The following is a 12,507-nucleotide window of genomic DNA, read 5'->3' on the forward strand; positions in this document are numbered from 1 at the left end:
TAAATTCAGCCCCAAATATCTAAAAAAAAGCTGTTCTACCGAAATAAAACAGCAATTTTCTTCTTTTATTTTACTTTGTTTAGAAATTATCGTAAAATTTATCTATATCATCAATCGAAGCTTCCAAATCTCCTTTATACGATAAATATGGCTTCTTTGATTTTTCAGCAAACTCTGTGACAATCGGATTTGTATTATCTTCCATCTGAATTACCCCATCAGCGGTTTCAATGGCAAATTTTGTCAATGACTCGTATGTTACCGGATTTCCTAATAAGCCTTCAACACTTTTATCTGTTACCCCTTCTAATTTTAATTTCTGAGCGAAATTATCACTAAATGGTTGTTTGAAATCATCTTTATATAATGAATATACAACTTTTGTATTCTTAAAACACGGATCATCAGCATAAGCTGTCTTAATATAAAGGGGTGTAAGTGCTGTCATCCATCCATGGCAATGGATAATATCCGGAATCCAACGTAATTTCTTCACCGTCTCTAATACCCCTCTGACATAAAAGATACTTCTCTCATCATTATCTGGGTATTCTACGCCATTATCATCTATTGTAGTAGCTTTACGTTTGAAGAAATCATCATTATCAATGAAGTACACCTGCATACGTGCAGCTTGAATAGATGCTACTTTTATTATTAATGGATGGTCAACGTCATCTATAATAAGGTTCATTCCTGACAAACGAATCACTTCGTGTAACTGATTACGTCTTTCATTTACGCTACCAAAGCGAGGCATAAATGTTCTTATCTCGTGTCCTTTTTCTTGTACTGCTTGTGGTAAAAAACGTGCGATAGTAGTCCTATCATCTTCTGGTAAGTAAGGGGTTATACCCTGTGTAATAAATAATACTTTTTTTGAACTCATGTCTTGATTATATCAATAATAAATGATTGTACAAAGATAATAAAAAAAAATCAGCTTTTTTGCAACATTTCGAGGACATTTTATTCATCAACCTTCTGCAAAAGATCAATAAATGAAATAAATATGCTCATAATAGATCTTTTTCAATAAATAAATTGCTACAATATTTCGAGTTCTGATAAATATTTTGTTGCTTTGCAGTGTTTTCCGAGAGGAGATATAATCGATATTTTAATTTGAACTAAATTCCTAAAATGAAGATAGTTACATCAGCCAAAGAGCTTAACGTAATTACGAACAATTACCGTAAAGAAGGCAAAACTATTGGTCTAGTCCCTACAATGGGAGCTTTACATGCCGGTCACTTTTCATTAGTAAAAGAATCTCTAACAGACAATGACATTACAATCGTCAGTATTTTCGTAAACCCGACTCAGTTTAACGATAAAAGCGATTTAGAAAAATATCCTCGTGATTTAGATCGCGATAGCCAAGGTTTACAAGAACTTTCGGACTCGATTATTGTATTTGCTCCTACAGTTGAAGAAATATATCCTGAACCTGATACACGTGTATTTGATTTTGGAATGCTGGACAAAGTAATGGAAGGTAAACATCGTCCGGGACACTTCAATGGAGTGGCTCAAGTTGTTAGTCGTTTGTTCTATATTGTAAATCCTCATAAAGCATATTTTGGACAGAAAGACTTTCAGCAGCTTGCTATCATCCGTGCAATGGTAAAACAACTGGGTATGACAGTACAGATTGTACCAATGCCTATTATTCGTGTAGAAAGTGGTCTTGCATTGAGTAGCAGAAACGAACGATTAAGTAACGAACAAAAAGATCTGGCTGTAAATATATCGAAAGCACTATTTGATAGTGCAAAGATGATAGAGCAAAAAAATGTGTCAGAAACAGCACAATATGTTATTGACAACATTAACAAGTATGAAGGTCTGGATGTTGAATACTTTGAGATTGTTGATGGAAATTCACTTCAGCAAGTAAACAATTGGTCAGATAGTGACTATATAGTAGGATGTATTACCGTCTTCTGTGGTGATATACGTCTTATTGATAATATTATATATAAAAACGAACAATAAGGAAGAAAATGGTTATAGAAGTTGTAAAATCAAAGTTACACCGAGTTACTATTACCGAAGCTAATCTAAATTATATTGGCAGCATTACCATTGATGAAGACCTGATGGATGCTGCGAATCTGATCGAAGGAGAGAAGGTTCAAATCGTAAATAACAATAACGGAGAACGTATCGAAACATATGTTATTAAAGGAGAGCGTGGTTCTGGCAAAATTTGCCTAAATGGAGCTGCTGCACGAAAAGCTCAGCCTGGTGATATCGTTATTATCATGTCATACGCTCAAATGGATTTTGAAGAAGCGAAAACTTTCAAACCATGGGTTGCTTTTCCTGATACAGCAACCAATAAACTGGTAAAGTAACAACTAAAAAAATATTTTTTGAAGATCGGTCAACAAATATATTCCTACAAGGATATATTAAGAGTTAGCGTACCCATAATGTTGGGGTTGTTAGCTCAAAATATAGTTCAATTAACGGCTACATACTTCTTAGGGCAGGTAGGCGGAGTTGAACAAAGTGCTGTAGGCCTTGCTGGAATATATTATATTGCATGCTTTACGATTTGTTTCGGATTCAGTATCGGAGCACAAATCATGATAAGCCGCAGAAATGGTGAACAAAATTACGATAGAATCGGAACAATCGTAACTCAGGGACTATTGTTTCTATTTGCGTTGGCCTTTGTACTTTACTTCATATCGGCATTCATAAGTAAACAAGTTTTACCTGAATATCTCAATTCAAAAGAAGTCTATCACGCATTAGACACCTATTTATCTTGGCGAACATATGGCTTTTTCTTTGCAGCTATTAATGTCATGTTCCGTGCATTTTATGTCGGTATCGCCCGCACTAAAGTATTAACAATAAATGCCATAGTGATGGGTGTCGTCAATTTCATTTTCGATTACACGCTGATATTCGGACATTGGGGATTTCCTGAGCTAGGTGTGGCCGGTGCAGGTATTGCTGCTGTATTATCCGAAATAGCATCAGTACTATTTTTCGTCATATATACAATCATAACCGTAGATCTTAAGAAATACGGTTTCGGAAGAATACGCTTTCAATTCTTCATCATCAAAAACATACTCAAGATATCGGCATTTACAATGGTACAATACCTTATATCAATGTCGACATGGTTCATCTTTTTTATTGCAATTGAAAAGCAATCAACTCAGGCTTTAGAGATTACAAATATCATCCGCAATTTCTACATGATATTCTTTATTCCGATGAATGCATTTGCTACAGCTGCAAATACATTAGTCGGAAATACAATGGGAAAAGGTGTTCTATCTGATGTAATACCCCTAATAAAGAGAATCTCTACACTTAGTTTAGGTATGATTATCATTATTGGATTAATCATAGCCATAGGAGCAGAATTCTGGATCTCGCTCATTGCACCGATTGACGATCCGTCACTCATACACTTGACAGTAGCTCCACTGATGGTCATTATAGGAATACTGCCTATATGTAGCATATCTACAGTTGTATTTAATGCCATTTCCGGAACAGGTAACACAAGATCGGCTTTAATACTTGAACTGATAACCCTTGCTCTCTACATGGTTTACACTTACGTAGTAGTAATTGAGATACAAGCTTCGGTTGCTGTATGCTGGTTAGTAGAGTGCGTTTATTGGGGATTCTTACTATTATTCTCTGTGCTATACTTCAAATATGCAAAGTGGGAAACGAAGATTGTATAACACCCTTCATAATTTGAGGCCTAAAACTTCAAATAAAAATCGCGTAATAGTTCAACAAACTGATCCGAATATACATGACGATCTATTTCCACTATTAAATTATTCTCTTCAGCACCCCTATCCTCTTTTGAAAGTTCTATCAATATACGCTTTGGCTTAGATGTTGGAGTTGGATATACGTCGGTAATACGAGTTACAAACAGTGCATTTTCCATAGCTAAACCCATAAGCCTTTCTTTATATTCAATTGGATATATCAAAGATATTCGGCCATTGTCTGCCAATAATCTTGCTGCATCTCTTATAAGATCTTCGATTATCAAGGTATCAGTATGTCTTGCAATCGTACGTTTATGATCCGGTGATTTTAATGAATCCGCAAAAAAAGGAGGATTAGATACAATCAAATCATATCTTTCTGTACTCTTCCAAGTATGATCAGCCAATGATATACATTCACTAGTGATACGATTAGCAAAACGTGAATTTTCTATATTTATTCGAGTCTGTTCAATGGCATCTGGATCAATATCAATAGCATGGATAAATGCGTTCGAATTTCGTTGGGCAATCATCAACGAAATTAAACCCGATCCTGATCCTATATCCAGAATTTTATTTGTATTCTCTAAATTAGTCCATGCTCCTAATAAAACTCCATCGGTACCAACTTTCATGGCGCAACGATCGTGATAAACTGTGAACTCTTTGAATCGAAAAAACGGGTTTGGCATAAATTTTGCTTTTAACACTACGAATTTAATATAAATCTATGTATTAAATTGTATTTTTACTTTTACAAGCAAGAATTTGCTTCAAATAATGATAAAACAACTATGTTTAAGAAAAGAAACAACGACATATTTAGCTTAGAAGAAAGTGGAGAAGCTGTCATCTCAATTGTATCGAATGATTTTGTCGATGGCGATTGTACAATGGATGACGCTGAACTGGAAACTACGATACCGATTCTAGCGCTTCGTAACACTGTTATATTCCCGGGTGTAAGTCAACCTATTGTTGTAGCACGTGATAAATCGATGCGCCTGATAAAAGATATTGAGAAAACTGGCAAACGATATGTTGGGCTAGTATGCCAGCGTGATGTTGAAACTGAAGATCCTAATGAAAAAGATCTATATGAAATAGGAGTCATTGGAGAAGTCCTCAGAGTAGTCGAGCTACCTGACACGGACAATGTAACTGTCATTTTTCAGGGGAAAAAAGTGTTCAGGCTGACAAGTTTGACACAAACTGATCCATATTTGGCAGGAACATATAAAATGTTGACAACAACGACTGTTCTTCCAAATGATGACGAATATAAAGTTCTGACAGATTCGATCAAAGATCTAATCATCCGTATGATGAGTATGTTCGGTGATCCTCCTCGCGAATTTATACAACGTTTGAAATCAAAACTGGCTGCACCTGTATTGATTAATTACAGCTGTACAAATCTTCCTATAAAAGCGAGCGAAAAACAGAACCTTCTTGAAATTATCGACGATAAAGCCAGAGCTTACCAATTATTGGTAGTACTGAATCGCGAAAGTCAGATCATGGAAATGAAAATGGATATCCAAATGAAGACACGCGATGAGTTGAATCAACAACAGAAGGAATATTTTCTTCAACAACAGTTGAAAACAATTCAAGACGAACTTGGAGGAAATCCCCAACAAGCAGATATAGACGAATTTCGTGTACGTGCTGAGAAAAAACTCTGGTCGAAAGAAGTGGCTGAAACGTTCGAAAAAGAATTAAAGAAACTAGAACGCTTGCATCCTCAATCGCCAGATTATACAACTCAGTACACATATATACAGACTGTGTTGGATTTGCCTTGGAATGAATACACAAAGGATAATTTCAATCTAAAACATGCTCAGAAAGTTTTAGATCAAGATCACTATGGGCTCGAAAAAGTAAAAGAGCGTATTATTGAACATCTTGCAGTACTAAAACTAAAAGGTGATATGAAATCTCCAATAATATGTCTTTTTGGCCCTCCGGGAGTTGGTAAAACATCGCTAGGAAAGTCTATTGCCAGCGCATTGAATAGACAATACGCTCGTGTATCATTGGGAGGTCTGCATGATGAAGCAGAAATACGAGGACATCGCCGTACATATATAGGTGCTATGCCTGGACGTATTATTCAAAATATACAAAAAGCAGGATCATCAAACCCAGTATTTATACTTGATGAAATAGATAAACTTGGTAATGATTTCCGTGGAGATCCTTCTTCGGCTTTATTGGAAGTATTAGATCCCGAGCAAAACGGTACATTCCATGATAACTATCTGAATATAGATTATGATCTATCGAAAGTAATGTTTATCGCTACGGCAAATAATATCGGCACTATCCCACAACCCCTACTCGACCGTATGGAGTTGATAGACGTTAGTGGATATATTATCGAAGAGAAAATAGAGATTGCTCGCCGTCACTTGATACCAAAACAATTGGAAAATCATGGTTTATCGGCTGATGCCATTGAAATTCCGAAGAAGACGATTGAATTGGTAATAACAAACTATACCCGCGAATCTGGAGTACGTGAACTAGATAAGAAGATTGCTAAGATTATGCGTAAGCTTGCATTGAAAGTAGCATCTAACAAAGAGTATAGCAAAGAGCTATTGCCAGAGCAATTACACGAATATCTAGGTGCTATAGAATATACTAAAGACGCATATCAAGGAAATGAGTATGCCGGGGTAGTTACGGGGCTAGCTTGGACTTCGGTAGGGGGAGAAATTCTATTTATCGAGACTTCATTAAGCAAAGGCGAAGGCCGTAAATTAACGTTGACCGGCAATCTGGGAGATGTCATGAAAGAATCTGCCGTACTAGCTTTAGAATATTTGAGAGCTCACAATACCGAACTTGGTATTACAGACGAAGCTTTCGACAAATGGAATGTACATGTACATGTTCCTGAAGGAGCCATACCAAAAGATGGCCCGTCGGCCGGTATTACTATGGTTACTTCATTAGCCTCTGCATTTACTCAACGTAAAGTTCGTTCCGGATTAGCTATGACCGGAGAAATTACTCTACGCGGTAAAGTTCTTCCAGTAGGTGGTATCCGCGAGAAAATACTAGCGGCTAAACGTGCAGGTATTAAAGAGATTATTCTTTGTAAGGATAATGAGAAAGATATCTCCGAGATTAAGCCAATATATTTGAAAGGGCTGAAATTCCATTATGTAGAAAATATTCGGGAAGTTCTAGAAATAGCCTTACTAAAAGAGAAAGTAAAAAATCCGATTGATATAAACGGAGCGAATAAAAAATAAACTTAAATAAAAAGGGATTTGCAACTGCAAATCCCTTTTACTTTTTATAGAGGAAAATTATTTCACAAATTCAAGAACAACTTGTCCATCTTTCGACAAAGTCAATACATCGTTTACAATAATAGCTGATAACTGACCGCTTAATAGAGTTGTGTATTTAGCTTCTCCATCAAGATGAGGGCATGCCATTTTTGTTCCCATTAGCGGACCAAAAGATAAAACATTGCCTTCCAATGTAGTTTTTGTACGATAGTTATTACAACCCGATTTACCGATAGCCATTCCTTCAGCATCAAATTCTATAGTAGGAATATTTTCTGCAAATAAAGCATTCAGATCTTCACTCCCCATAGACTTCAAAGTCCATTGACCAACTATATTTTCAGCTGTAACCGGAGTTTCTACAATTGGTGCTGGAACTTCGCCTTTAACGAATGACAATACAACAACATTATCTTTTGTGAAAGTCAAATTACCAGCTTCATTAAAACCAATTACAGCAGCTTCACCTAATGCTTTCAAAAAATCAGCTTCTTTATTTTCATACATACACATTTTCATGGTAGCACCTAATGTAGGAGCACTGAAAATATTTTCTTTATCAATAGCATATTTACCAAAATAACTATTACAACCAGCATTACCAGACACCATTGTATCTGTTCTGTTGAATTCAATAGATGGAATTGGGCCTTTGAATAAATCCTCTGCTTTCTGACCATTCAATTCAGTCAAGACCCAGTAACCATCCAATTTAGTTTGATCTATTGGAGTTACACCACAACTTTGAATTCCTACTAACATTAGAGCAAATACAGCTAATAATGTAATCGGTTTTAAAATCTTTTTCATTTCAGTTTAATTTATTAATTATAATAACTTGAATTCATCTGCGTCTTTCCAAACAGGAAATTTATTCCTGAATTTTGTTAGACTCTCTTTGGATATATTAACGGAAATGACATCCGTTTTGTTTTCTGAAGTTGCAATTATTATTCCTTTAGGATCAATAATTTTGGAATCACCTATATACTCTAACCCATTTCCGTCTATGCCTACTCTATTTACGCCACAAACATATGCCATATTTTCGATAGCTCTAGCCTCCAGGAGTATGTTCCATGCCCTACTCCTTACAATTGGCCAATTTGCTACACATATCAATATATCATATTCATTTTCAACATTACGTATCCAAATAGGGAAACGCAAATCATAGCAAACAATCAAACTTATATTAAACCCTTTATAGCTAACGATGAGACGCTTGTTTCCACTGGAGAAATGATTTGCTTCATCTCCCATCCTAAACAAGTGTCGTTTATCATAATAGTTTTCTGAATCGGGAGTTATAAAAAATCCTCTATTATAGTAATCACCATTATCTTCTGCTATAAAGCTTCCACATATAGCAACATCGAATTGCTGAGCTAGCTCTTTTATCTTTCGAATAGTCTTACCATCATTCGTTTCTGCTAAAACTCGGCTATTCATTGAAAAACCTGTCGTAAACATCTCAGGTAAAATAAACAGATCTGTTGTTTGATAATTCTCAGCTATTTTTTTTTCAACCTGGGCTAAATTTTCTGTAACATTTTCCCAAACTATATCCAATTGTAGTAACGATACTCTAAGTTCAAGTTCTTGCATTCTTGTTATGATATGTAATTAAGCAAAGAAATAAAGATAATTAAATTATGGCTAAAAGTACAAAATATTGTTAGCCAAATCTATTTTGCTTTGAGTGTATACCCATTATTTCTACATTTGTCCAAATAAAAAATATCACATGAAATATATCATTTTATCATTTATAATATTCTCACAAATATTCTATAACACAACTGCTTCAGCACAAAAAGCAAATGCAATTCTTGCGCCCACACTAGCATATGACAGTACTTATAATTTTATAAAAGGAGATCCCGCAAGATATACTGGACAAGAACTTTGGCTCAAAGGGTTACCTAAAAATCAGCAAGAATTGGGATATGCTAATTTCCTGACTAATTTCAAAAAGTTCCAAAATCTCAATGATGGCAAAAATGTATATAAATGCTGCGATGGCAACAACTCAAAATATAGTGATTTAGCCAATAAACGTTTTTATGTTGAAATGGCTTTTACGAATGAACGAAAAGAAAAGGCTACTGGTGAAAAAGTAACAGATACTTTTTTGAAATTAATAGAGAAGGATTCCGGAGATGCTCTGTACTATTTTGTTGAGCCTTCGATGTCTGAATATACATTTCCTTTTGTTGTTATGGGGTATCTCGAAAAACAAAAGAGTTTATTAAATAACGGCAAATTCGTTTTTACCGAAGATATAATTCTAAACTCAAAAGATATAAATACAGGAAATCCTATTAAAGCAAAGATAGGTACTGTATGGAATTACGTAGATGTAACAGTAGATCAAAATACAAATGAGTTGAGTCTGATTGCCAAAGACAAGAAAGGACAAGTAATATCAGTACCTATTAATGATATGGCAAATAATAAATCCCCTAAAAAAGTATATACAGAGAAAGAAGCAAAATCGATGCTTAAACGTTTTGGTGAATTCAACTACGCAAGAATTTTACAACAAAAAATAGCTTCCAATATGAATAAGGAAGCGATTAAACTTTCTTGGGGAAACCCGATTGAGATTATTGAAAGTGGTACAGGAAACAGAAAAAGTGAAAAATGGATATATACAATGGGTAGTATTACATTTAGAGGCAATACTGTCACAAAAATAGAATGATCTGAAAATTTCTTAAAAACGAGTATTACCTATCTAAATATACCTTTATACTTCTATACTAGCTATTAGTAATTAGGACAATACCTATTTATCGGAATAAATAATACAGCTTACTATAAAATCAAATAGTAAGCTGTATCTTTACATATTTCTAAAAACTTTATTTTTTAGAAGAAAAACACACCTACAAAAATTGAAAAATTCAAATCATTTTTATTATGTTTGAGAATTGAAACATAAATTAAGGTTTCAAAACCTTTTGACGTTAAACCGAAATCTAACCATAAAAATCTAAAACCTCATGAAAAAGTTATTATTATCTTTTTTTGCCTTCATGCCTCTAATGGCAATGGCAAGCGAGGCCGACCTTAAGGTTCCAAACCTGGGAGAAGGCTACAATTTACTCCTTTGGGGAATGTTTATCTTAATTTTGGGAATCGCATTTGGGATTTCTCAATTTATGTATATCAAAAAACTCCCTGCTCACGAATCGATGTTACATATTTCACAAACAATATATGAAACTTGTAAAACATATCTAGCTCAACAAGGGAAATTCCTTATGTATCTCTTAGCTATTATCTCTGTCGTTTTAATAATCTATTTCGGATTCTTAGCTAATCCTGATGTAGTAACATCTGGCGAAGTTAGTACCGGAGTTTTCTTAGTATATGTTCTTTTCTGGACAATTATAGGTATAGCCGGATCATACGCGGTTGCTTGGTATGGTGTAAGAATCAATACTCTAGCAAACTCGAGAACTGCATTTGCGTCTTTAAGAAAACGTCCTTGGGATGTTGTAAATATTCCACTTAAATCGGGAATGAGTATTGGTGTAATCTTGATTACTGTCGAGTTAATCCTAATGCTAGTCATCTTACTATTTGTACCAGGAGATATGGCCGGTGCTTGTTTAATCGGATTTGCAATAGGGGAATCACTAGGTGCTTCAGCTCTTCGTATTGCAGGAGGTATCTTTACTAAAATTGCAGATATTGGTGCCGACTTGATGAAAATCGTTTTCAATATCAAAGAAGATGACCCTCGTAATCCTGGTGTTATTGCCGACTGTACGGGTGACAATGCCGGAGATAGCATTGGCCCAACTGCCGATGGATTTGAAACATATGGTGTAACAGGTGTTGCTCTGATTTCATTTATAATTCTTGCAGTATTTAATGTGGAAATGCAAGCTCAATTTATTGTATGGATATTTGTAATGCGTCTATTGATGTTATTTACATCTGTAATTTCTTACTATATAAATAATGCTATATCTACAGCTATGTTTAAAGACAAAGCTGCTTTCAATTTTGAAACCCCACTGACTTCTCTCGTTTGGATCACTTCGATAGTTTCAATCCTTGCGACATATATTGCCAGCTTCCTTCTTCTTGAAACTATAGGCGGAGGTCTTTGGTGGAAACTTGCATCAATTATCAGCTGTGGAACAATAGCTGCTGCAATTATTCCAGAATTAACGAAAGCTTTTACAAGCTCTAGTTCACGCCATGTCCAAGAAGTTGTAAAAGCATCACGCGAAGGTGGAGCTTCATTAAATATTCTGTCTGGTCTTATTGCAGGTAATTTCAGTGCATTCTGGAAAGGTTTAGTTATCGCAGGACTAATGACTGCAGCATATTTTATTTCATCTTACGGATTCGACCAATATATGCTTTATCCTTCAATCTTTGCATTCGGATTGGTGGCATTTGGATTATTGGGAATGGGACCTGTTACCATAGCGGTAGACAGCTATGGCCCAGTTACAGACAACGCTCAATCAGTTTTCGAATTATCTCGCATCGAACAAGTTCCGAACATTACAGAGGAAATAAAAAAAGATTATGGATTTGATCCTGACTTTGAAAAAGGGAAACACTATCTAGAAGAAAACGACTCGGCAGGGAATACTTTCAAGGCAACAGCTAAACCAGTACTTATTGGAACAGCTGTAATTGGTGCAACTACTATGATTTTCTCTATTATTCTTGTACTAGAGAAATTAAATCTACTTCAGATTAGCCTTATCGATGCACCTGTTCTACTCGGCTTCATTTGCGGCGGAGCTGTCATCTATTGGTTCTCGGGGGCATCAATGCAAGCCGTTACTACTGGAGCACATCGTGCTGTAGCATATATTAAAGAAAATATCAATCTGGATAAAGAAGAAGCAGATATTAAAGATTCAAAAGCCGTTGTGCGTATCTGTACTGAATATGCACAGAGTGGAATGTGGAATATCTTCTTAGCTCTATTATTCATCACGATGGCATTCTCATTTATTGATCCAAACTTCTTCGTTGCGTATCTGATATCAATTGCTGTATTTGGTCTATTCCAAGCGATATTCATGGCCAATGCAGGTGGTGCATGGGATAATGCAAAAAAAGTGGTCGAAGTAGATTTAAAAGAAAAAAACACACCACTACATGAAGCTACAGTTGTTGGAGATACTGTAGGTGACCCATATAAAGACACATCTTCTGTATCGCTAAATCCTATTATTAAATTCTCAACTCTATTTGGTTTATTAGCAGTAGAAATAGCTATCGAATTACCTGAATATAGTACATATATAGGTGTTGCATTCTTAATAGTTGCTTTAGCATTTGTATACAGATCATTCTATGGCATGCGTATCGGAGATAAATAGAATATACATATAATAAAAATAAAAGGGAAAACTCATAGAGTTTTCCCTTTTGCTATATAGTAAATTTGA

The 12,507-nt window shown here is 35.2% G+C and carries 10 protein-coding genes; 6 read left to right on the forward strand and 4 right to left on the reverse strand.

All coding sequences use genetic code 11. The features are described from left to right. Positions 1–79: 79 nt before the first annotated feature. A complete protein-coding gene (locus C1A06_RS09890) occupies positions 80–889 on the reverse strand; it encodes a glycogen/starch synthase (protein ID WP_101690100.1) in 810 nt (269 codons plus the stop codon). Positions 890–1,143: 254 nt separating this feature from the next. Between C1A06_RS09890 and panC the strand changes: the two genes are divergently transcribed. The 3 genes from panC to C1A06_RS09905 all read left to right on the forward strand — a co-directional run bounded on the left by panC (position 1,144) and on the right by C1A06_RS09905 (position 3,722). After that, positions 1,144–1,998, forward strand: a complete 855-nt coding sequence (gene panC / locus C1A06_RS09895; protein ID WP_101690101.1) for a pantoate--beta-alanine ligase — start codon at positions 1,144–1,146, stop codon at positions 1,996–1,998. Between the two features lie 8 nt (positions 1,999–2,006). Next, on the forward strand, positions 2,007–2,360 hold the full coding sequence (gene panD, locus C1A06_RS09900; protein ID WP_101690102.1) for an aspartate 1-decarboxylase: 354 nt from the start codon (positions 2,007–2,009) through the stop codon (positions 2,358–2,360). 78 nt (positions 2,361–2,438) lie between these two features. After that, positions 2,439–3,722 (forward strand): MATE family efflux transporter, encoded by a 1,284-nt coding sequence (locus tag C1A06_RS09905; RefSeq protein WP_101690103.1) that lies wholly within the window; start codon positions 2,439–2,441, stop codon positions 3,720–3,722. 20 nt (positions 3,723–3,742) lie between these two features. Here C1A06_RS09905 and C1A06_RS09910 read toward each other — a convergent pair whose 3' ends face one another. Then, positions 3,743–4,456: a tRNA1(Val) (adenine(37)-N6)-methyltransferase gene (locus C1A06_RS09910; RefSeq protein ID WP_101690104.1), complete on the reverse strand. Its 714-nt coding sequence runs from the start codon at positions 4,454–4,456 to the stop codon at positions 3,743–3,745. 102 nt (positions 4,457–4,558) lie between these two features. Between C1A06_RS09910 and lon the strand changes: the two genes are divergently transcribed. Then, on the forward strand, positions 4,559–7,033 hold the full coding sequence (lon, locus tag C1A06_RS09915; protein WP_101690105.1) for an endopeptidase La: 2,475 nt from the start codon (positions 4,559–4,561) through the stop codon (positions 7,031–7,033). Between the two features lie 57 nt (positions 7,034–7,090). Here lon and C1A06_RS09920 read toward each other — a convergent pair whose 3' ends face one another. Together C1A06_RS09920 and C1A06_RS09925 are read right to left on the reverse strand one after the other, a co-directional pair. Further along, a complete protein-coding gene (locus C1A06_RS09920; protein WP_101690106.1) occupies positions 7,091–7,885 on the reverse strand; it encodes an META domain-containing protein in 795 nt (264 codons plus the stop codon). An 18-nt stretch (positions 7,886–7,903) separates the two neighbouring features. Beyond that, the gene (locus tag C1A06_RS09925) at positions 7,904–8,683 is read right to left on the reverse strand and encodes an amidohydrolase (protein ID WP_101690107.1); all 780 of its coding nucleotides are present in this window, start codon (positions 8,681–8,683) and stop codon (positions 7,904–7,906) included. 139 nt (positions 8,684–8,822) lie between these two features. Between C1A06_RS09925 and C1A06_RS09930 the strand changes: the two genes are divergently transcribed. Together C1A06_RS09930 and C1A06_RS09935 are read left to right on the forward strand one after the other, a co-directional pair. Next, a complete protein-coding gene (locus C1A06_RS09930) occupies positions 8,823–9,782 on the forward strand; it encodes a hypothetical protein (protein ID WP_101690108.1) in 960 nt (319 codons plus the stop codon). Positions 9,783–10,083: 301 nt separating this feature from the next. Further along, positions 10,084–12,438 carry a sodium-translocating pyrophosphatase gene (locus C1A06_RS09935; protein ID WP_101690109.1) on the forward strand — a complete coding sequence of 785 codons (2,355 nt, stop codon included), beginning with the start codon at positions 10,084–10,086 and terminating at the stop codon, positions 12,436–12,438. The last annotated feature ends 69 nt before the right edge of the window (positions 12,439–12,507 follow it).

Source organism: Dysgonomonas massiliensis (genome assembly GCF_900240225.1).
Taxonomy (GTDB): domain Bacteria; phylum Bacteroidota; class Bacteroidia; order Bacteroidales; family Dysgonomonadaceae; genus Dysgonomonas; species Dysgonomonas massiliensis.